We start from the raw sequence: 21,850 nt of genomic DNA on the forward strand, positions 1-21,850 counted from the left end.
GGACACTCCTCGAAGGCCTCACATGACAGAACCTGCCCGGCAGACCCCTGCCGAAACCGAGCATCCCATTCCGGCCGAATACGGCGCGGAATCGATCCGGGTGCTGAAGGGCCTCGATGCCGTGCGCAAGCGGCCCGGCATGTATATCGGCGACACCGATGACGGTTCCGGCCTGCATCACATGGTGTATGAGGTCGTTGACAACGCGATCGACGAGGCGCTGGCGGGCTTTGCGAGCCGCGTCCTGGTCACCCTCAACGCCGACAGTTCCGTCACCGTGTACGACGACGGTCGCGGCATCCCGGTCGACATTCACAAGGGCGAAGGCGTCTCGGCGGCCGAGGTCATCATGACCCAGCTCCATGCCGGCGGCAAATTCGACCAGAACTCCTACAAGGTGTCCGGCGGTCTGCACGGCGTCGGCGTTTCCGTCGTCAACGCGCTGTCCAGCAAGCTCGAGCTGCGGATCTGGCGTGACGGCAAGGAGCACTATATCGAGTTCGCGCACGGCGACTCCGTCGCGCCGCTCAGGGTGGTCGGCGAGGCACCCGGCAAGCGCGGCACCGAGGTCACCTTTCACGCCTCGGTCGAGACCTTCAAGAACATCGAGTATGATTTCGCGACGCTCGAGCATCGCCTGCGCGAACTCGCCTTCCTCAATTCCGGCGTCAACATCGTGCTCTCGGACATGCGCCATGCGGTCGAGAAGCGCGAGGAGATGCATTATTCCGGCGGCGTCGAGGAGTTCGTCAAATATCTCGACCGCAACAAGAAGGCGATCGTGCCTGCTCCGATCATGGTGCGTTCGGAGGCCAACGGCATCGGCGTCGAGGCCGCGCTGTGGTGGAACGACAGCTACCATGAGAACGTGCTGTGCTTCACCAACAACATCCCGCAGCGTGACGGCGGCACCCATCTGGCCGGCTTCCGCGGCGCGCTGACACGCCAGGTCAACGGCTATGCCGAGGCCAACGCGAAGAAGGAAAAGATCGCGCTGACCGGCGACGACTGCCGCGAAGGCCTCACCGCGGTGCTGTCGGTGAAGGTGCCGGACCCGAAATTCTCGTCGCAGACCAAGGACAAGCTGGTGTCCTCGGAAGTGCGCCCGGTGGTCGAGAACGTCCTGAACGAGGCTCTCGCGGCCTGGTTCGAGGAGCACCCGAGCGAAGCCAAGGTGATCGTCGGCAAGGTGATCCAGGCCGCCGCGGCGCGAGAAGCCGCGCGCAAGGCCCGCGAGTTGACCCGCAAGAATCCGCTCAGCGTCTCCTCGCTGCCCGGCAAGCTCGCCGACTGCCAGGAGAAGGATCCGGCCAAATCCGAATTGTTCATCGTCGAGGGTGACTCGGCCGGCGGAAGCGCCAAGCAGGGCCGCAACCGCGAATTCCAGGCGGTGCTGCCGCTGCGCGGCAAGATCCTCAATGTCGAGCGCGTGCGTCCCGACAAGATGCTGTCCTCCGAACAGATCGGCACGCTCATCACTGCGCTCGGCACCGGCATCAGCGACGATTTCGCGGTCGACAAGCTGCGTTATCACAAGATCATCGTGATGACCGACGCCGACGTCGACGGTGCCCATATCCGCACGCTGCTCCTGACCTTCTTCTATCGTCAGATGCGCGCAATCATCGATGGCGGCTTTCTCTACATCGCCCAGCCGCCGCTCTACAAGGTTTCGCGCGGCAAGTCCGAGCAGTATCTCAAGGACGAGCGCGCGCTCGAGGATTATCTGATCTCGACCGGGCTCGATGAATGCGTGTTCAAGCCGGCGGCCGGCGACGACCGCTCCGGCCGTGACCTGCTGACGCTGGTGGAAGACGCGCGCATCATCCGCTCCGTGCTGCGCAACCTGCACAGCCGGTATAACCGGAAGGTCATTGAGCAGGCCGCGGTCGCAGGCATGTTCGGCCGCGACATCTACACTGATCCCGCAAACGCCGGCGCGGCGGCGGAGTACATGGCGCACCGGCTCGATGCCCAGGCCGACGAAGTGGAGCGCGGCTGGACCGGAAAGTTTGTCGAAGGCCAGGGCTTCGTGTTCGAGCGCACCGTTCGCGGCGTGAAAGATGTCGCGATCATCGACGACGCCTTCCTCGGCTCGGCCGACGCACGCAAGCTGCACGAGTACCGGCAGAGGCTGCAGGACGTCTACGCGCGACCCGGCAAGCTCCGCCGCAAGGACACGGAAACGGTCATCTATGGCCCGGTCGGCCTGTTCGAAGCCGTGACCGACGCCGCCCGCAAGGGCGTCACCTTGCAGCGCTACAAGGGTCTCGGCGAGATGAACCCCGAGCAACTCTGGGAGACGACGCTGGATACCGAGGCTCGTTCGCTGCTCCAGGTGAAGGTCAAGGAGGTGGACGAGGCCGACGATATCTTCACCAAACTGATGGGCGACGTGGTAGAACCGCGCCGCGACTTCATTCAGGAAAACTCGCTCAGCGCCACCATCGATACCTAAGGGGCTTCTTTCCGCGTGCCGCCTATCCAGTACATCGTCGAAGGCGGCCGCCGGCTCTCCGGCACCATCGAGCCGTCCGGCAACAAGAATTCCGCGCTGCCGATCATCGCCGCGGCGCTTTTGACCGAACACCCGGTCGTGCTGACCAACGTGCCGCGCATCCGCGACACGGAAACGCTGGTCGAGCTGTGCCGCTCGGTCGGCGCCTCGGCCGAATGGACCGGGCGCAACACGCTCCAGATTCACGCCAAGGAAATCCGCGCCGCCGATCTCGATCCCGAGCTGTGCGCGCGGATCCGCGCGTCGATCCTGCTCGCGGGGCCGCTGCTTGCCCGATGCGGCGAGGTGGCGCTGCCGCCGCCCGGCGGCGACGTGATCGGCCGCCGTCGCCTCGACACTCACTTTTTGGCCTTCGAGCAGCTCGGCGCCACCGTCACCGCGACCCACCGCCTCGAATTCCGCGCCTCGCGGCTGAAGGGCGCGGACGTCTTCCTCGACGAGCCCAGCGTCACCGCGACCGAAAATGCCCTGGTGGCCGCCGTGGCCGCGCGCGGCACCACCTACTTGCGCAATGCGGCATCCGAGCCGCATGTGCAGGACCTTGCGAATTTCCTCGTCGCGCTCGGCGCCAAGATCGAAGGCATCGGCACCAACACCATCATCGTGCACGGGCCGGCGACGCTGGGCAGCGCGAGCTACGCGATCCAGCCCGACCACATCGAGGTCGGCTCCTTGATCGGTCTTGCCGCGGTGACGCGATCGCCGCTGCGCATCGCGCGTGCCGGCGTCGAGCATCTGCGCTCGATCCGGATGGGCTTTGAGCGGCTCGGCATCGTCTGCGGCGTCGAGGGCGACGATCTCGTCGTGCCGTCGAACCAGACCATGAAGATCCACGATGATTTCGGCGGCCACGTGCCAAAGCTCGAGGACCAGCCCTGGCCGGCTTTCCCGGCGGACCTGATGTCGATTGCGATCGTTACCGCGACACAGTGCGACGGCGTCATCCTGATGTTCGAGAAGATGTTCGAATCGCGGATGTTCTTCGTCGACAAGCTGATCGCAATGGGCGGACGCATCGTGCTTTGCGACCCGCATCGCGCGATCGTCGCAGGCCCGAGCCGGCTGCGCGGCGCGCCGATGACCTCGCCCGATATCCGCGCCGGCATGGCGATGCTGCTTGCCGCGGTGTGTGCCGAGGGCACCTCCACGATCAACAATGCCGACCAGATCGAGCGCGGCTATGAGCGGATCGAGGAGCGGTTGAACGCGCTCGGCGCCAGGATCAAGCGGATTCCGGCGCGATCCTGACCGATCGCGGCAGCTTGGCCATGCTTTTGGCCTGCTTGCCGTGCTAAGCTTGCGCTTATGGCCTTCATCGAGAAAAGCGAACCGGCCGCGCCGCGCGCGGCCGAAGCCGTCTCTGGCAATCAGCTTGCGGCCGAGCTTGCGGAAACGCTCAAGCTCGCGGTGCCGCTTGCGCTGACCCAGCTCGGCCAGATCGCGATGATGACGACCGACATCGCCTTCATAGGCCGGCTGGGCAGCGATACCGTGGCTGCAGCCGCGCTGGCGCATACGGTGTTCTTCGTCAGCTTCACCTTCGGCATGGGGCTGGTCTCGGCGGTCTCCCCCCTGGCCGCGCAGGCGTTCGGGGCCCGCGACCCCCGCATGATGCGGCGCGCGCTGCGCGTCGGCTTGTGGGCGGCCCTGTTCATGGCGCTGCCGCTGATGGCCCTGCCGTTCCACGGCGAGGCGATCCTGCTCGCGCTCGGCCAGGCGCCGGCGGCCGCCCATCTCGCCCAGCAATATCTGTTCGGTCTGGTCTGGGGCATCCTGCCGGCGCTATGGTTCATTGCGCTGCGCGGCTTCATGAGCGCAGTGAACCGGCCCGAGCCGGTGCTATGGATCACGCTCGCGGCGATCCCGGCCAATGCCCTGCTGGTCTACCTGCTGCTCTATGGAAAATGGGGTGCGCCCGAGTTCGGCCTGTTCGGTGCAGGGCTTGCGACCACCCTCGTCAATCTCGGCACCTTCGTCGCCGGCGTCTGGTTCACCGCGCGGCGCCAGCCGTTCCGGAAATACCACGTGTTCAGCCGCGTCTGGCGGATCGACTGGCCGCTGATGGGCAAGCTCGTGGCAGTGGGCGCACCGATCTCGCTGGCGTTCCTGCTGGAATACGGCATGTTCGGCGCCGCAGGTCTCCTGATGGGCCTGATCAGCACCACTGCGCTCGCCGCACACCAGATCGCGCTGCAGATCGCGGCGATCCTGTTCATGGTGCCGTTCGGCGTCGGCATGGCAGCAACCGTGCGGGTCGGCCACGCGGTTGGACGATGTGATCCGGCCGGGCTGCGCCGCGCGGGCTACGTCGCGGTCGCGCTGAGCGGCGCCTTCATGAGCATCATGACGCTCGCGGTTATCATGGCGCGGTTCGAAATCGCGGCGATATTCCTCGGCGAAGCCACCGACACCACCGCCAGGCTCACCGCGACGCTGCTCCTGATCGGCGCCACCTTCTTCATCGCCGACGGCGTCCAGACCACCACGGCGGGCGCGCTGCGCGGCATGAACGACACTCAGCTGCCGCTGCTGTTCGCCACCATCAGCTACTGGCTGGTCGGGTTCGTGTCGGCCTATGCGCTTGCCTTCCGGGCGGGATACGGCGCCGCGGGTGTCTGGATCGGGCTGTCGCTCGGGACCGCGGTCTATGCCACCCTCCTGATCTTGCGCTTCCGCCTGCTGGCGCGCACACTGCTGCCATGAAAGTCGACGAGGTCACGCCAGACGTTGATTCCGGCGCGCTGCTTGCGGGCGCGCAGTTCATCGACGCGTTCCGGATCGAGACCGCGCAAGCCGGTCTCGACGCACGGCACGCGACGGAGGCGATGATCACGCGGCAGCCGCGCTGGATCGAGTTGCTGATCGCGCTGCGCAACATCCTGGTCGCACCATTCGGCCTGAAAAAGTCGGGTGCCGGGACGGGGCGCGACATGATCGGGATTTTTCCGGTCGTCAGCGAAACGCCGGAGCGGCTGGTCGCGGGCTTCAACGACAAGCATCTCGACTTCCGGCTGGTCGTCGACGTCGCGACGGCGGGACCTCGCCGCAATGTCACGGCCACCACGCTGGTGCTGACCCACAATCGGTTCGGCCGCGCCTATCTTGCCGTCATCCTGCCGTTCCACCGCCTGATCGTGCCGGCGATGCTGCGCAAGGTCGCCGACTAGATCATGACGCTCTCGGTCGATCTCTTCTTCTCGTTCCGCAGCCCTTACAGCTACCTGGCGCTGCCGAGGACGCTGACGATGGTCGCCGACTACGATGTCGCGGTGAACCTGCGGCCGGTCTATCCGCTCGCGGTGCGCGTACCCGGCTTCTTCAAGAAGACCGATCCGCGTTTCGCCCGTTATGTCGTGCTTGATTCCAGCCGCGTCGCGAAGCACGAGAACATCCCGTTCCGCTTTCCGCGCCCGGATCCGATCGTGCAGGACATGGCGACACTCGATGTCGCCGCACACCAGCCCTACATCCACCGCCTGACCCGGCTCGGCGCCGCCGCGCAGCTCGAGGGACGCTCGCTCGACTTCACCCATGCGATCAGCCGCGTGCTGTGGGACGGCACGGTGAAGGGCTGGAACGAGGGCGACCATCTCACCAGAGCAGCCGGCGCCGCGGGCTTCGATCTCGCCGCGATGGATGCGGCCGTCGCTGCCGATCCCGATCGCTTCGAACTGGTGATCAAGGCCAATGAAGACGCCCATGCCGCGTCCGGCCATTGGGGCGTACCGACCTTCGTGTTCGAGAACGAGCCGTTCTTCGGTCAGGACCGTATCGACCTCCTGATCTGGCGTATGGAGGGCAAGGGCCTGACCCGTCGCAAGGTGTAGCCCGGCATCATTTCGAGCTCCCTTTCGGATCGTCCTCGTCCGTGCACCAATTGCCATGGCAGCGCTTGAGGTCGGTCAGGTTCTGGCGCATCTGCTCCAGCGAAAATCCGAGCGCGTAGAAGCGCTCGGCGGCGTCGACCGGCAGGCCGCGGATCAAACCGTCACGACGGATCGCGGCGACCTCGTCGCTGTAGGCGTGCAGCGCCGCATCGACCGGGGCCAGATCCGCTGAGCCGCTGCCGGCGCGCAAGGAGGATGCGACCGACTTCATGTAGGTGACGATCGCCTTGCTGACGTCGGACAGCGGCCCCGCCAGCCGCGCCTGGATGTCGGCGGGCAGCGGCACGACGCAGGCGCGTCCGATCATCACGACGTCATGCCGCAGCCGCTGGATCGTGCGCAGCAGCGGTCCGGTCTCAGGGCCTGACGACAGATGCATGAAACGCTCGCGCTCGGCCTCCGTGCCCGTCGCGTGCAGGTTGGTCACCGCGGTGCCGATGCCGTCCTGGATACGGTGCAGCGCGTCGTTGTCGAGGCCACGCGTCAGGCCGGCCAGCAGCTCGGCGAACGCCGCTGCGAGCAGATCGAGCAATTTCGACGCATTGACCCGGATCTGACTGACCGCGCGAGACGGCAGCACCAGGAACGAGATCACGAGCCCGGTGAGCGCCCCGACGGTGACCTCGAGGACGCGGTCGATCGCGGAGTCCAGCGGATTGGACTGATGCATCGTCGGCAGCAGCAGCACGATCACCGCCGTCACCGTCGCGGAATTGAGGCTCGGATTGAGCGAGGCGATGAAGGCGACCGGCACGATCGCGAGCACCAGCAGCGCGAGCAGGCTGCCCTCGCCGGAATGCGGAATCAGCACCGCGATCGCGCCGCCATAGACGGCGCCGCCGATCGTCCCGAGCATGTAGTCGCGGGTCGCCTTCAGCGAGCGGCCGACGCTCATTTGCGTCACGATCAGCGAGGTCAGCACCGCCCACAGCGGCAGCAGCAGGTGGAACGCGACCGCAATGGCATAGGCGGCCACCCCCGAAGCCGCGATCCGGACCGCCAGCGCCATTTGCGTCTTGCGGCTCCAGAGCTGGCGAAACATGCGTTTTGCGAAGGCCTTCATGCACCCCGATCCGGAATCGACAGAAAAGTCCGTGTTATCTGAACTAGGGCATGGCAGTTGCCCGCGGCGGCAAGTCGGCTTGAAAGGCAACCGCTTGAAAGGCAAGTCAGCCCCGCCTACCCTGCGCCGCAAAATTGAGGAAACACGATGGCCCACGAAACCGCAACGCTCGCCGCCTATGTCGCCGATCTGAAATTTCAGGACATCCCGCCGGAGGTTTTGCAGCGCGCCAAGGTCCTTACGCTGGATTTCCTCGGCAGCACCATCCGCGCCCGCCGCGACGCGGAATCGACCCCCTCGCTGATGAAGATGCTGGAGGCGTTGGCGCTGGACGGCAAGGGCGAAGCCACCGTGTTCGGCGACACCAAGACCTGGACCCCGGCCGTCGCCGCGCTGCTGAACGGCGCGCTCGGCCATTCCCTCGACTTCGACGACACCCACGCCGATTCCTCGCTGCATCCGAGCGCACCGGTGGTCCCCGCCGCGTTCGCGGTCGGCGAGATGGTGGGTGCGTCCGGACGCGACGTGCTGACCGCGATCGTAGCCGGCTATGAAGTGTGCTGCCGGCTCGGCAACGCGCTCGACCCGACCTCGCATTACGCTCGCGGCTTCCACCCGACGGCGACCGCCGGCACCTATGGCGCCGCGGCGGCGGCCGCGAAGCTGTTCGGCCTGTCGAAGGAGCAGATCGCTTCCGCATTCGGCGTCTCCGGCAGCCAGGCCGCCGGCTCGTTGCAATTCCTGGTCAACGGCGCCTGGAACAAGCGCTATCAGGTCGGCGCCGCCGCGATGAACGGCGTGATCGCAGCGACCCTGGCGCGCAATGATTTCGTCGGATCGAGCGAATCGGTCGAGGGCAAGCACGGCCTGTTGGTCGGCTACAGCGACGACGCGCATCCCGACAAGGCGGTGGCCGGCCTCGGCCGCACCTATGAGACCATGAAGATCGGCGTAAAGCCCTATCCGAGCTGCCGCTACACCCATGCGGCGATCGACGCGCTGATCGCGATGCGCCGCGAGCACAATCTGACGCCGGACCAGATCCGGAAGGTCGAGATCGGCCTGCACCGCAACGGCATCACGCTGACCGGCGATGCCGCCACCAAGCGGCATCCAACCTCTGTTGTCGGCGGCCAGTTCTCGATGTTTTTCACCGGTGCAATCGCGCTCGACCAGGGCCGCTTCGGCTGGGACGATTACGATCGTCTCGGCGATGCGGCCATCGACGCGCTCGCCGACAAGTTCGATGTGGTGCAGGACGATCGCCTCGAGATCGGCCGCACCCACCCGTTCGGCGCCCGCGTCTCCATCACAACCGACGACGGCACCCATGAGCGCCTCTACGCCGATCCGTCTGGCGAGCCAACCTCGTTCCCCGACGCGCAGGCGATGCAGCAGAAGTTCCTGACGCTGGCGCGGCCCGTGCTTGACAAGCGTGCCGACCAGCTCGCCGACGCGATCCTGACGCTGGAACGGTTCGATCGCGTGGAGACGGCGACGCAGCTGGGGCGACAGTAGGCGCGGGTATCTCCCTCGCTGTCGTCCCTGGCGAAAGCCAGGAATCTGATTGCAGATTGGATGGTGGCCCCAGCCCGGCAATCCGTTTCCTCGCAACTCGATTTGTCCGAGCTTTGCAGCTCCGCTTCGCACGCAAGGTCCTTTGATCTAGGTCAAATCACCCGCCGCTCGTCATGATCGATCGTAGGAGCTCGTGCTCGGGTGGAGACCACCAATATGCGAATCCTTAGAATCATGTGCTGGGTATGCGCCTTCCTTGGATGGCTGAACGTCAGTTCGCCCTTGCAAGCCCAGACAACCGATCAGCCAGTTCAAACACCCAGCACCGCTCCCTCGCCTGTTCCCGAGCCACCGGCGCTCAAGCCCGCCGAACTCGATGCGCTGGTCGCGCCGGTTGCGTTGTATCCCGACACGCTGTTGTCGAACGTGCTCATGGCATCGACCTATCCGCTCGAAGTGGTGCGCGCGGAACGCTGGATGAATCAGAACAAGGGTCTGAAGGGAGACGCCCTAAAGACGGCTGCGGAGAAGCAGGGCTGGGACGCAAGCGTCAAGGCGTTGGTCGCGACGCCGTCGGTTCTCCAGATGATGAACGAGCATCTCGACTGGACCCAGAAGCTGGGCGAAGCATTTCTGGCTCAGCAGCAGGACGTGATGGATGCTGTGCAGCGGCTCCGCTCGAAAGCCTATGACAGGAAGAAGCTGGTCACCACGAAAGAGCAGAAGGTGACGACAAAGTCGGAGCAGAACCGGCAAGTCATCTACATTGAACCTGCCTCGGAAGACAGCATCTACGTTCCGTATTACGAGCCGAACGTGGTTTATGGCGATTGGCCCTACTCGGACTATCCTGCCTATCCCTACGACTGGGGCTATCCCAGCTACATCGGAGCCGGCGTTATCGCGGCCGGCGTGGCATTCGGCACGGCCTATGCACTGGGGCGATGGGCCACCGGCGGCTACTGGGGTGGCGGCGGTTGGTGGGGCGGCAGTCGGGTCAACTGGGGCGGTGGAGCTATCGACGTCAATCGCGGTGCTCGCGTCGAGCATTGGCAACATGATGCAAGCCATCGACAGGGGGCGCGTTATAACAACGCGAACCTGCAACAGAAGTTTGGCAACGCCAATCGACGGCCAGCTGGAGACCGGCAAGGATTAGGAACCGGCAACAATCGTCCGAACGCGGGCGACCGAGGCCGAGCGACAAACAGGCAGGCCGGTGCTGGCAGAACGGCCGGCAATCGCCAAGCGGGTAACCGCTCGACGGCGGCAAGGAACGCAAGGTCTGGTGGTCGCGCGGCGCACCGTGGAGCGTCCAGAACCGGACATTTCAGGCCATCGGCGGGCCGTGGCGGCGGCGGGGCGCGGTTTGCTGGCGGCGGACATCGGGCTGCGGCGTTCCGTGGCGGCGGCGGCGGCTTCCGTGGCGGCGGTGGCGGTTTCCGCGGCGGCGGTGGCGGTTTCCGTGGTGGTGGTGGTGGTGGTCGTGGCGGTGGTGGACGCCGATCCGACATCCAGCTCAAACACGACGTGGTGTTCCTTGGACGACTCGACAACGGCCTCGGTTACTATCGCTTCTCATACAACGGCAGCGACAAGACTTATGTTGGCGTAATAGCGCAGGAAGTGCAGGCGGTGAGACCCGACGCCGTCACTCGTGCCAGCGACGGTTACCTCCGCGTCTATTACGAGCGGCTCGGCCTGAAGTTCCGCTCGTATGACGATTGGGCCGCTTCGGGAGGTCAGTTGCCGAAGACAATAGGGGCGACGCGCTGACGATGGTGGGCGCGGCCTGCAGGCGCTGCTGCAGTTCGCGTCGCCTTCGGCGTCGACACCGTCAGCGCCAACGGCTCCCCGCGCAAGGGCTTCGGCTTTGCGCGGGATGACGAGGGACAAGATTGAGGTCGTACCGTTCAATTGCCGCCCGCAAGCTTCGTCTTGCCTGACGTCGCGGCCACGACATCGCGCACCAGACCGAACACGCCGTCCGCATCCGGCGGCGAATTGGGCGAGCGGCCGAGACGGGCGATGACGAGCCGCTCCGACGGCACGATGATCACGTATTGGCCGATCGTGCCCTTGGCAAAATAGGCATCGCGCGGCCAGCCATGCGCGATGCGATAGTTGGCGCCAAAGCTGTCACCGAGATTGGTCCAGAAGCCGGCGCCGTAGCCGACCCAGGCATTCGGCGTGGCCGAAGCCGAATAGGCCGCCCAGCCCTCGGGCAGGATGCGCCTGCCGCCGGCCATGCCGTCATTGAGATAGAGCAGGCCGAGGCGCGCCCAGTCGCGCGCGCTCGCCATCATCTGGCTCGATCCTTCCGGCGTTCCTGATGCGTCGAATTGCATCACGACATTGCGCATGCCGAGCGGGCCGAACAGCTCCTGGCGCGCGAAGCGCAGCACATCCGCTGCATGCCCGCCGGCGGCGTTGCGGATCAGATGCGAGAGGACGAGGTAGTTGCCGTCATGATAATTCCAGACCCGGCCGGGCGCGCTTTCCAGCGGAAAGCTCTCGGCGAAGGCGGCCATATCCCGCTCCATGAACTTCATCCGATTGACCGGCTCGAGCGCGGAGGCAAGCGAGGCCTGCAGCGAACTGCCGAGCGCAAGTCCCGCGGTGTGGCGCAGCAGCTGGTCGACCGTGATCGCATGGCGCGGATCGTCCTGACGTTGCCAGGCCGCGATCGGGACCGGCTGGTCGCGTGTCAATTTGCCTTCGCGGACCAGGATTCCGATCAGCGCCGAGATCACCGATTTGGTCGCGGAGAAGCCGAGCAGCGGGGTATCGATGCCGATGCCGTCGGCGTAACGCTCGGCGACGACGCGGCCATCCTTGATCACGACAACAGCGCGGGTGCGGCGGAACGGCGGCTCTGCCGGCTCGGCAAAGGCGCGGTCGAGCGCCATCGCAAGCTGCGGGCTCTGCGGCGCGACGATGGCGGAACCGGCGATCTCGGGCAGCGATGCGGCTTGCGGTTTTTCCGGCGGGAGCGCGGCGTCGGCCAGCGTCTCGCCATGGTCGAGCGTGCAGCCCAACCCCTCGCGATAGACCGCATGGCTGCGGCCGACGCCGAACAGCGTCACTGTGACGTCCTTCCGGGTGCGGTCGACCTGGTAGTCCATCGCCCAGGTGATCAGGCCGGTGCCCGGCATCGCCTCGGTGGTCTCGGAGAAGACCCGCGCCGGCGAAAGACCTGACACGAAGGTCTCCGAGCAGATGACATTTGCGACGAAGCCGGTCGCGACCCTCGGCACGTCCCGGGCCCGGGCGGCGGAGAAGGCGATCCCGCTGAGCGCGGTGGTAGCGACGAGGGTGAGAATGAGCTTTTTGCGGGTCATAGGGTCCTCCGGCAAGGCGCTGCTGATGCGTGGCAGGAGGAAGCCGGATGCGACGCGCGGGTGCTCGCCGGATTTGGAAATCGGGTTGGCTGAAGCTTGAAAAGACCTCGCCGATTCTGAAATTGTGCAGCGATTTTAAGCACTAATGCCGCAGGCTTCTGAGGCGAGCACCCGGTCGGAAGCTACGCTCAGAGTCCCTACAAGTTACGCCGCACTGGCCTTCAGCCGCCGGTACTCCGTCGGCGTCACGCCGGTGGTCGCCTTGAAGGCCCGGTTGAAGGGACCGAGCGACTGGAAGCCGGCGTCCATGGCGATGGTGATGACGGGGACTTCGGCCTGGGTCGGATCGGCGAGCGCGGCCTTGGCCTCCTCGATCCGGTGGTTGTTGAGGAAGACGTTGAAATTGCGGTAGCCGAGCCGCTGGTTGATCAGCCGCCGCAGCCGGTATTCGGGGATCTTCAGCCGCGTCGCCAGCATGCCGATCGTGACGTTGTCCTGGCGGTAGATGCGCTCGTCCGCCATCAACCGCATCAGGGCATCGACCAGCCTCTGGTCCGCTGCCTCCTCGGCCGCGGCCGGCTTTACCAGCACGACGGCTTCGGCCGGCACGGTGAACAGGTCGGCGCCGTCGACGCGCATCATCGCCCAGGCGATCGCGGCTACGATGCCGGCAAGCATCGCGGCGTTGAGCGTATTGGCCCATTCCGCTCTCCCGGCGCTGCCGGCGAACGCGATCTGCAGCAGCGCATTCAACCCGCCATACAGCGCTGACGCCGCGACGATGAAGACGCGGACGCGGCGGCGGCGCTCGACGAGGTCCACGGACCACGAGGTGATGGTCTGCACCACTGCAAGCGCGATGAAGACGAGCACGAGCACGTTGACCATGGTGATCGCGATCCGCGCGTTGCCGCCCGGCGCGATCCACATGCAGTTGACGAAGCTGAAGGCCACGACGGCCGCCCAGGTCAGGAGGTGCCACCGGCGCAAGCGGAAGGCGTCATCGAACAGCGCGCGGGTGAACAGCCAGAATACCACGATGTTGCCGGTCGAGAGCGCGATCAGCGGCGCATGCCAGGCCGCGACCGGCGCCGCGCCGATCGATGCGGTCACCGCATGCGCGGCCGAGCCGAGCGCGAAGCCGGTCGCGAGTCGGCCCGCGAGCACCTTGCGGAAATCCGCGAACATCGAAGCCGCAAGCACCAGCAGCAGCGCCACGGTGGCGGCGCGCAGGCACAGTTCGGTTGCAGCGAGGGTCATCGATGGGTTTGCTTCAAGTGAGAGGCAGCAGCGGCCCGAACATCGGCCGCCACGGCGATTTTTTCAAGAAGCATCGCGCCGCCAGCGGCTGCGCTGCGTCACCCAGATATCAATGGTGTCGCCCTCGAGCGTGCCGGGGCCCTCGTTCTCGGCGCCAAGCCGCCGCGCCACGGCCTGCGAAGCCACGTTGGCCGGATCGATGCAATGGATGATGCGGTCGACCGTGAAGTTTGCGAACACGAAGTCGATCGCGGCGCGCGCGGCCTCCACCGCATAGCCCTTGCCGCGATGCTCCTTGGCGATGCCCCAGCCCACCTCGAATCCAGGCCACTCCGGCGGATAATACGGGCCGACACGACCGATGTAGCGGGATGAGGATTTTTCTTCGACCGCGAACATGCCGAATCCATGCAGCGCCCAGTGGCCGGCGATGACTGCCGCATTGCGCCAGCCCTTCAGCTCCGATGTGACCGGCTGGTGATCCGGCGTGATGAAACGCGCGGTACCGGGATCGGACAGCATAGCGGTGTTGCCGGCGATGTCGGATGCACGCCACGGCCGCAGGATCAGCCGCGCGGTCTCGATCACGGGACCATCGACCTGCAGCAGTCTGGCGCCGGGCTTGATCGGGGAAACCATCGCATCCTCCTGTTTCCGGAATTATGCTGCCGTCATCGGAGCTGCGCCAGAGCCACAAGCATTCGCGCGGCCCGTTTGCTTGGCCGGGACGACGGATAGAGAGTATGATTGCCGCAAACTGCAAAGGAGTATTGCGATGAGCTGGCAGCCCTCGACTGATCCCGAACTCGGCGACCCCAGGACCTGTGACGCGCTGGAGCTGATCATCGTGCCGCGCACCCGCGATCTCGGCGACGGCTTTGCGGTGCGCCGCGCCCTGCCGCATGGCAAGCGGCAGATGGTCGGGCCATTCATCTTCTTCGATCATTTCGGCCCGGTACAATACCTCGCCGGCAAGGGCATGGACGTGCGGCCGCATCCACATATCGGGCTTGCCACCGTCACCTATCTGTTCGACGGCAGCATCATGCATCGCGACAGCGAGGGCAATGTCCAGGAGATCCAGCCCGGCGCGATGAACCTGATGACGGCGGGCCGCGGCATCGCGCATTCCGAGCGCACGCCCGACGTGCAGCGCCGCGACGGCCAGAAGATGCTGGGCCTGCAGAGCTGGATCGCGCTGCCCGCCGGAAAGGAGGAGATCGCGCCCTCATTCCAGCACTATGCGGCCGGTGATCTGCCGATGATCTCGGAGCGTGACTTCACGGCTCGGGTGATCGCCGGCTCCGCGTTCGGCATCACCTCGCCGGTCTCCATGGTCTCGCCCTGGTTCTACACCGAGGTCACGGCGAAGGCCGGCACCTCGGTGCCGCTCGACCCCGATCATGAAGAACGCGCGATCTACCTCGTCGACGGCGAGGTCGAGATCGCCAACGAGCGCTATGAGGGGCCGCGGCTGCTGATCTTCCGGCCCGGCGATCGCATCACCATCAAGACAGTGCGGCCGACGCGGATGATGTTGCTCGGCGGCGATGCACTGGAGGGGCCGCGCCACATCTGGTGGAATTTCGTCTCCTCCTCGAAGGAGCGGATCGAGCAGGCCAAACAGGACTGGAAAACCGGGCGTTTCGCGCCGGTTCCGCAGGAACACGAGTTCATTCCGCTGCCGGAGTGAGCTATCTGCTGTGCTAGTTGTTGAGCATGATCTTGTCGGAAAGCTGCGTCACACTTTTCCGGATCATGCTCCAGTCCCTGGCCGCCCGCGTGACGTCGCGCGGGCGCACCGCTTTCGAAAGACCACGCTCATGACCGCGATGCTCTCAAGCGATTTGCCCCTGCCCCGGATCGGCCGCGGCAAGGTGCGCGATATCTATGCCGTCGGCGAGGATCGCGTGCTGCTGCTCACGACCGACCGCATCTCGGCGTTCGACGTTGTCATGGCGGAGACCATTCCGATGAAGGGCGCGGTGCTGACCCAGATCAGCGCCTGGTGGTTCCGGCAGCTCGAAGGCACCGTGCCGCACCACATGATCAGCGCCGATGCCGACGAGATCATCCGCGAGGTGCCCGCGCTCAGGGATCATCGGGCCGACATCCTGGGACGCGCGATGCTGTGCAGACGCACCACCGTATTCCCGATCGAATGCGTGATCCGCGGCTACATCTCGGGCTCCGCCTGGAAGGAATACGCGGCCGACGGCACGCTCGCCGGCGAGAAGCTGCGCGCTGGGCTGGTCGAAAGCCAGAAGCTCGAGCCCGCGATCTTCAGTCCGGCGACCAAGGCGGAAGCCGGCCACGACGAGAACATCACGGTGTCTCGGGTGCGCGAGATCCTGGGCAGCGAGGTTGCTTCAACGCTCGAGACAATGGCGCGCGATGTCTATGGCTATGGCGAGAAGACCAGCCGCGCGCGCGGCATCATCATCGCCGATACAAAATTCGAGTTCGGCCGAGACAAGGATGGCCGCATCATCCTGATCGACGAGGTGATGACGCCGGATTCGTCCCGTTTCTGGGCGGTCGACGCCTACAAGCCCGGCCAGCCGCAACCGAGCTTCGACAAGCAGCCGCTGCGCGACTATCTCGACGCCGAGCGCCGCGCCGGCCGCTGGAACGGCGATGCCCCCGCGCCGCCGCTGCCGGACAGTGTGGTTGACGCCACCAGCCGGCGCTATCTCGAAGCGTTCCGCCGCGTGACGGGAAGCGAGTTGAAGGTCTAAGCATCGTCATTGCGAGCGAAGCGAAGCAATCCATCACCCCACGCATCCGGATGCATGGATTGCTTCGCTGAGCCTGTCATCGGGCGCGCATCCGTGCGGCCCGTCGGCTCGCGATGACGCAAGGATACAGGTTGCCCAATCGGCGCTCCGGATGCCACTCTCGAAGTGCAACAGGAATTCTCAGGGAGCGCCCCATGACCGAAGCCGACAGCGTGCTCGTCGAGCGCGATGGTCCGATCACCATCATCTCCATCAATCGTCCGCACTGCCGCAACGCCGTCGACGGCGCAACCGCGCGCAAGCTGTATGATGCATTCCTCGCATTCGATGCGGATGACAGCGCTTCGGTCGCCGTGTTCACCGGCACCGGCGGCTATTTCTGCGCAGGCGCGGACCTGAAGGCGGTGGCTTCAGGCGATCCCAACAAGAAGCGCGAGATCGGCGGACACAACACCATCGCGCCGATGGGACCGAGCCGGCTGCGGCTCTCGAAACCCGTGATCGCTGCGATCGAGGGCTTTGCGGTCGCCGGCGGCATGGAGCTCGCATTGTGGGCCGACATGCGCGTCGTCGCCGAGGATGCGACCTTCGGCATCTTCTGTCGCCGCTTCGGCGTGCCGCTGATCGATCTCGGCACCATCCGCCTGCCGCGGCTGATCGGCCATTCGCAGGCGATCGACCTGATCCTCACCGGGCGCCCGGTCGGCGGGCCTGAGGCCCATCGCATCGGGCTTGCGAACCGGCTGGTGCCGAAGGGCGAGACGCGCGCGCATGCGATCGCGCTCGCCAGGGACATCGCGCGGTTCCCGCAAAACTGCATGCGCGCCGATCGGCTCTCCGCACTTCGGCAATGGGACCTCGCAGAAGAAGACGCGATCGAGAACGAGATGCGCGGCGGGCTCGAGGTGATCGCCTCGGGCGAGACGCTCTCCGGCGCGACGCGCTTCGCTTCCGGCGTCGGCCGTCACGGCGCGTTCGGCAGCGAAGGCGGCAACGGGTGACTTCACGGCGCCGGCCTTTGCGTTCCGGTTGCGGACGTGCTGTGCTGGTGGCGCACCCATTCGGAAGGAAGAGATGTCCGCACAATCGCCTGCGACCGAGCTGAAAAGCTTCACCACGTCCGATGTCCGGCTGCAGAACGGCAGCGTGCTGCCGGAGGTCACGATTGCCTATCGCACCGTCGGCACGCTGGCTCCCAGACGCGACAATGTCGTGCTGATCACCCACGGCAACACCAGCGGGCCGCAGATGATCGATCCCGGTGGATCGACCGGTGAGGGCAGCTGGTGCGAGATCGTCGGCCCCGGCAAGGCTGTCGACACCAACAGCTACTTCGCGATCTGCCCCAACATGCTGGGCTCGTCCTACGGCTCGACCAATGCGGCGAGCTTCGATCCGCGAACGGGCCGGCGTTACGGGCCGCGCTTTCCTGACATCACCGTCAGCGACATCGTCGCCACCCAGCGCGCGTTGCTCGATGATCTCGGCGTTGAGAAGCTCGTTGCAATCGTCGGCCCGTCCTATGGCGGATTCCAGGCGCTGCAATGGGCGGTGAACTATCCGGACGCCATGCGTGGCATCGCCGCAATCGTCACCGCACCGCTGGTGCCGCGGGAGCGCGCCGAGGGCAATGTCGCGCGCCTGATGGCAACGCTGTCGCAGGATCCGAACTGGAACGGCGGTGACTATTACGATCACGGCGGCGTGATCGAGAGCATGATCCGGATCCGCACCGCGACGCTGAAGACTTACGGCATCGAAACCCGGCTGCGCGACACGCTGAGCGATCCCGCAGAGATCGAGGCCGCGATCCGCGCCGAGGCGACGGAATGGGCCAGGGGTTTCGACGCCAATTCGCTGCTGACGCTTGCCAGGGCGCTGCGCGGCTTCGACGTTACCGGGCAGTTCGCGCGGATCAAGGCCAAGGTGCTGTATGTGCTGTCGCGGACCGACAAGCTGTTCCCGCCCGAGCTCGCGCCGCAGGTGATGCCGGCGCTTGAGGCCGCCGGTGTCGACGCCGACTATTTCCTGCTCGACAGCGACTACGGTCACTCCGCGTCGGGTCGCGACGCGCACAAATGGGCGCCGCGGCTGCGCACGTTCATGGACAGCCTCGGTTAGAGCCAGGCAATCCGCAACCGCCGGCTACAGCAGCCCGCGGCTCGCGGTTGCCTGCAGCCCGTCCATCAGCGCCTTGTCCTCGTAGCGCGCGAGCGAGAGGCTGCGAGCGAAGGCAGGCACTGGCGCGCCGACGACGGCGCGGGCGCAGAGATCGCCGGCGGCGCAGGCGCCCATGGTGCCGTAACCGGACAGCGCAGTCGCCAGGAACACGCCCGGCGTCCGCGCCGCGCCAAGCAGCGGCCAGTTTTCCTTCGTCATCGGGTAGTAGCCGCCGTAATGCACGCGGTCGCGCGGCAGGGCGCCGAGATATCGCGCGAGCGCGGGTTGCAGCCGGCTCGCCGCGCGCAGCACGACTTCCGGGAAGTAAGGGTTCAGCTCCGGCTCGCGCACCGGCTCGGTCGTCGTCTCGGCGTTGAAGGCCCAGCCGAGCTTGATCCATTCGCCGTGATCGCCGCCGTCAGGACGGCAATGAATGCTGCCGGGCATCGGCGCCAGCAATTGTGCAAACTCGGGAGCCGCCGCCAACGCCTCGCGCTCGTCGTCGGACCAGGCGAGCGTCTGGCCGTCGAGATCGATCGTGAACGGCATGCGGCGGTCGACCGCGCGATTGCGGTCGGCGAAGGCGATCTTCTGCTGCAGCACGTTGACGATCGGCAGCTCTTCGCCGTGCATCGCCGCCACCTGCGCGGCAAAGGGGCCTGCAGCATTGACGATGATGTCGGCCTTGATGGTCTGCCTCGCACCATCGGCGAGCACATCGACATCGAACCGCTCGGCCTTTGCGATGCCGAGAACCCTGGCTTGCTGAAACTGCGCGCCGGAGAGCCGCATCGTCTCGAGCATGTATTGGCCGAGCTGCTGGCCGCTGATGTCGCCGGCCCTGCGGATATGCAGCCCGGTCGCAACCTCCTTGTCGAACGCCGGGTAGTATTTCTGGATCAGGTCGCGGCAGAGCAACACGTCGACGCCATCGGGCGCGGCTTGCCAGTCCGCCGACAGCGGCGGCGCATAGTCGCTCGTGATGCCTTCATGCAGGCGGATCTGCGCCGCGGCCTGGTCGCCATAGCCGGCGAACAATTGCTGCAACAGCTCCTCCGGCCGCTCCTCGCGCGTGGCAAGGAAGTAGCCGCGCCGCGTCATGTGGATGCGATTGTCGCTGCGCCGCGCGATGTCCTCCATCAGGTCGGTGCTGTGGTTGGTGAAGTCGGCCATTGTCGGATGCGGCCACCAGTTGCGGTAGTTCTCGCCCGATTGCGCCGAAGTCAGCGCCATCGGTTGACTCTCGTCGACGATCAGGAGGCGCGAGCGCTTGTGCTGTACGGCGAGATAATAGGCGGTGGCGATGCCGACGATGCCCGCACCGATCACCAGGATGTCGACGTCATTCGCTTTCACACGCACTCTCCCGTGCCCGGTGGACACCTGCGATGGTCAGTCTTGAAACGGCAAAGTCGATCAGCTCTCGGGGCCCGTATCGCGCAGCGCCTGGCGCTGCGCCGATCGCAGCATCTTCTGCGTTTCCTCGATATGGTCGCGCAGCAGGCGGACCGCCTTCTTGGCCTCGCCGTCGCGGCACAGTTCGACCATCCGGTAGTGCTCGCGCTGCGGGCGCTCCTTGCCGGTCGCCTGCGACACCAGCGCCCGCGTGAAGCGGCTGACATGGCCGTAATTCGCCTCGATCATCGCAAGCAGGCGCGGACGATTGCACGGCGCGTAGAGCGTCGAGTGGAATTTCCAGTTGAAGGCGCCCCATTGCGCCGGATCGGGTTCCGCGTCGTAGGCACGGAGGATCTTCGTCGCCGCTTCGAGATCGAGCTCGCCCATCGCAGGGATCGCCAGCCGGAGCGCGTGGCACTCGAGCGCGATGCGGATCTCGAGCAGCTCGATCACCTCGTCGATCGACAGGTCGGAGACGACTGCGCCGCGGTTCGGCAGGAAGGTCACGAAGCCCTCGGCTTCGAGCTGTCGCAGCGCCTCGCGCACCGGGATGCGGCTGGTTCCGAACCGCTCCGCCAGCTCGTCCTGCCGCAACTGCAGTCCCGGCACGAGTTCGCCGGAGCTGATCGCGCGCCGGAGCGCCTCGCGCACGGCGTCCGGGGTCGACCCGTGAACGCCCGCCGCTCGATTGCCTGAAGCGGTTGCAGGTCCCATGCGGCTTCCCTCTCGTGGCGTGACGCGAAATCATAATATCGGGTCATGATTGTATAAAATCAATTCTTCGATTATGCAATATCGCGTATAAAATCTACTGAAATCGTATCCAACCATCGCCAGCTTTCGGGAACCCACGATGAATCCTCTCCTTAAGATAATGATTTCCCTACTCTTTCTTGCGACATGGACGCTCGTGCCCGCGTGCGCCCAGTCGCCTGGTGGCACGCTGGCCAAGATCAGGGACAGCGGCCAGATCACGCTCGGGCACCGCGACGTGTCGGTGCCGTTCTCCTATCTCGACGACAATCAGAAGCCGGTCGGGTTCGCGATGGACCTCTGCGGGGGCATCGTCGAGGCGGTGAAGGCAGAGCTCACGCTGCCGTCGCTCCAGACCAGGCTGCAGCCGATCCAGCTTTCGACCCAGATCCCGTTGATCGAGAACGGGACCATCGACATCGTCTGCGGTCCGGCAACCAACACGCTGGAGCGGCAGAAGGTCGTCGCCTTCAGCGACACCATCTTCGTGTCGAGCATCCGCGCCGTGGTGCGCAAGGATTCGCCGATCAGGACATTCGAGGATCTGGGCGGCCGCGCCGTCTCGCTGACCTCGGGCTCAACCTCGATCGGGCTGCTTGCCGCGCGCGGCCAGGAGAAGAATTTCCAGACCAGGAACATCCTGGCTCCGGATCATGCCGCCTCGTTTCTCGCGCTGACCACGGGACGCAGCGAGGCCTTCATCATGGACGACATTTTGCTCGCCAGTTTGATCGCGGGAAGTGCCAATCCGTCCGACTGGCGCATCATCGACGACAGCCTGCGCACCGAGCCGTACGGGCTGATCATCCGCAAGGGCGATCCGGAGTTCAAGGCCCTGGTTGACAGGACGCTGACCACGATGATGAAGACGGGCGAGTTCGACGCGCTCTACGCGAAATGGTTCATGCGCCCGATTCCGCCCAGGAGCGTGAACCTGAACTTTCCGATGACCGCGCCGCTGAAGGACGCGGTCGCAAGCCCGAACGACAAGGGCGTGTGAAACGGCTGGATATCGTCGATATCAAGGTCGGGCCGCCGCCCGCGCGCCAGCATCATCTCGAACAGCCGGTTCGCCAGTCCGTGGCGACGCCCCCGGACAACGCACGAGCTTGAGACGATGGAGCATATTTTCGAGCCTTTGTGATATTCAATGCCTCATGACGGGATCCTATTGTCACTCCGCAATCGTTCATGACCCCAACCAAGGAGTGCCG

The 21,850-nt window shown here is 65.6% G+C and carries 18 protein-coding genes; 12 read left to right on the top strand and 6 right to left on the bottom strand.

The genetic code is table 11. The features are described from left to right. The first annotated feature begins 22 nt into the window (after positions 1-22). From gyrB to JQ586_RS02380, 5 genes are read left to right on the top strand one after another with little or no spacing between them, the layout of a single operon-like run. Positions 23-2,458 carry a DNA topoisomerase (ATP-hydrolyzing) subunit B gene (gene gyrB, locus JQ586_RS02360; RefSeq protein WP_212392862.1) on the top strand — a complete coding sequence of 812 codons (2,436 nt, stop codon included), beginning with the start codon at positions 23-25 and terminating at the stop codon, positions 2,456-2,458. Between the two features lie 15 nt (positions 2,459-2,473). Then, positions 2,474-3,766 (top strand): UDP-N-acetylglucosamine 1-carboxyvinyltransferase, encoded by a 1,293-nt coding sequence (gene murA, locus JQ586_RS02365; RefSeq protein ID WP_212392863.1) that lies wholly within the window; start codon positions 2,474-2,476, stop codon positions 3,764-3,766. Positions 3,767-3,823: 57 nt separating this feature from the next. Continuing rightward, a complete protein-coding gene (locus JQ586_RS02370; RefSeq protein ID WP_212392864.1) occupies positions 3,824-5,221 on the top strand; it encodes an MATE family efflux transporter in 1,398 nt (465 codons plus the stop codon). Beyond that, a complete protein-coding gene (locus JQ586_RS02375; RefSeq protein ID WP_212392865.1) occupies positions 5,218-5,685 on the top strand; it encodes a DUF2867 domain-containing protein in 468 nt (155 codons plus the stop codon). The genes JQ586_RS02370 and JQ586_RS02375 overlap by 4 nt, the downstream gene beginning before the upstream one ends. A 3-nt stretch (positions 5,686-5,688) precedes the next feature. Then, the gene (locus tag JQ586_RS02380) at positions 5,689-6,345 is read left to right on the top strand and encodes a 2-hydroxychromene-2-carboxylate isomerase (RefSeq protein ID WP_212392866.1); all 657 of its coding nucleotides are present in this window, start codon (positions 5,689-5,691) and stop codon (positions 6,343-6,345) included. Between the two features lie 7 nt (positions 6,346-6,352). Here JQ586_RS02380 and JQ586_RS02385 read toward each other — a convergent pair whose 3' ends face one another. Beyond that, on the bottom strand, positions 6,353-7,468 hold the full coding sequence (locus tag JQ586_RS02385; RefSeq protein ID WP_212392867.1) for an aromatic acid exporter family protein: 1,116 nt from the start codon (positions 7,466-7,468) through the stop codon (positions 6,353-6,355). A 147-nt stretch (positions 7,469-7,615) separates the two neighbouring features. Between JQ586_RS02385 and JQ586_RS02390 the strand changes: the two genes are divergently transcribed. Both JQ586_RS02390 and JQ586_RS02395 read left to right on the top strand, forming a co-directional pair. After that, on the top strand, positions 7,616-8,986 hold the full coding sequence (locus JQ586_RS02390) for an MmgE/PrpD family protein (protein WP_212392868.1): 1,371 nt from the start codon (positions 7,616-7,618) through the stop codon (positions 8,984-8,986). Between the two features lie 234 nt (positions 8,987-9,220). Then, entirely contained in the window at positions 9,221-10,762 is a 1,542-nt protein-coding gene (locus JQ586_RS02395) for a DUF3300 domain-containing protein (protein ID WP_409410951.1), read from the top strand. A 137-nt stretch (positions 10,763-10,899) separates the two neighbouring features. Here JQ586_RS02395 and JQ586_RS02400 read toward each other — a convergent pair whose 3' ends face one another. From JQ586_RS02400 to JQ586_RS02410, 3 genes are all read right to left on the bottom strand, one after another. Beyond that, positions 10,900-12,327 carry a serine hydrolase gene (locus JQ586_RS02400; RefSeq protein WP_212392869.1) on the bottom strand — a complete coding sequence of 476 codons (1,428 nt, stop codon included), beginning with the start codon at positions 12,325-12,327 and terminating at the stop codon, positions 10,900-10,902. A 204-nt stretch (positions 12,328-12,531) separates the two neighbouring features. Then, on the bottom strand, positions 12,532-13,587 hold the full coding sequence (locus tag JQ586_RS02405) for a helix-turn-helix domain-containing protein (protein WP_212392870.1): 1,056 nt from the start codon (positions 13,585-13,587) through the stop codon (positions 12,532-12,534). A gap of 63 nt (positions 13,588-13,650) precedes the next feature. Next, complete coding sequence (locus tag JQ586_RS02410) at positions 13,651-14,226, bottom strand: GNAT family N-acetyltransferase (RefSeq protein ID WP_212392871.1); 576 nt, start codon at positions 14,224-14,226, stop codon at positions 13,651-13,653. A gap of 136 nt (positions 14,227-14,362) precedes the next feature. Between JQ586_RS02410 and JQ586_RS02415 the strand changes: the two genes are divergently transcribed. From JQ586_RS02415 to JQ586_RS02430, 4 genes are all read left to right on the top strand, one after another. Further along, positions 14,363-15,280 (top strand): pirin family protein, encoded by a 918-nt coding sequence (locus tag JQ586_RS02415; protein WP_212392872.1) that lies wholly within the window; start codon positions 14,363-14,365, stop codon positions 15,278-15,280. A gap of 130 nt (positions 15,281-15,410) precedes the next feature. Continuing rightward, positions 15,411-16,325, top strand: coding sequence for a phosphoribosylaminoimidazolesuccinocarboxamide synthase (locus JQ586_RS02420; RefSeq protein ID WP_212392873.1), 915 nt, complete (start codon positions 15,411-15,413; stop codon positions 16,323-16,325). Between the two features lie 194 nt (positions 16,326-16,519). Beyond that, positions 16,520-17,326, top strand: coding sequence for a crotonase/enoyl-CoA hydratase family protein (locus JQ586_RS02425; RefSeq protein ID WP_212392874.1), 807 nt, complete (start codon positions 16,520-16,522; stop codon positions 17,324-17,326). 73 nt (positions 17,327-17,399) lie between these two features. After that, positions 17,400-18,446, top strand: coding sequence for an alpha/beta fold hydrolase (locus JQ586_RS02430; protein WP_212392875.1), 1,047 nt, complete (start codon positions 17,400-17,402; stop codon positions 18,444-18,446). A 24-nt stretch (positions 18,447-18,470) separates the two neighbouring features. Here JQ586_RS02430 and JQ586_RS02435 read toward each other — a convergent pair whose 3' ends face one another. Then, positions 18,471-19,841, bottom strand: coding sequence for an FAD-binding oxidoreductase (locus JQ586_RS02435; RefSeq protein WP_212392876.1), 1,371 nt, complete (start codon positions 19,839-19,841; stop codon positions 18,471-18,473). 60 nt (positions 19,842-19,901) lie between these two features. Then, positions 19,902-20,597 (bottom strand): GntR family transcriptional regulator, encoded by a 696-nt coding sequence (locus JQ586_RS02440; RefSeq protein ID WP_212392877.1) that lies wholly within the window; start codon positions 20,595-20,597, stop codon positions 19,902-19,904. Positions 20,598-20,736: 139 nt separating this feature from the next. Here JQ586_RS02440 and JQ586_RS02445 point away from each other — a divergent pair, with 139 nt between their 5' ends. Continuing rightward, entirely contained in the window at positions 20,737-21,636 is a 900-nt protein-coding gene (locus tag JQ586_RS02445; RefSeq protein ID WP_212392878.1) for a transporter substrate-binding domain-containing protein, read from the top strand. Positions 21,637-21,850: the final 214 nt, after the last annotated feature.

The organism is Bradyrhizobium jicamae, from assembly GCF_018130215.1.
In the GTDB taxonomy this organism is placed as follows: Bacteria; Pseudomonadota; Alphaproteobacteria; order Rhizobiales; family Xanthobacteraceae; genus Bradyrhizobium; species Bradyrhizobium jicamae_A.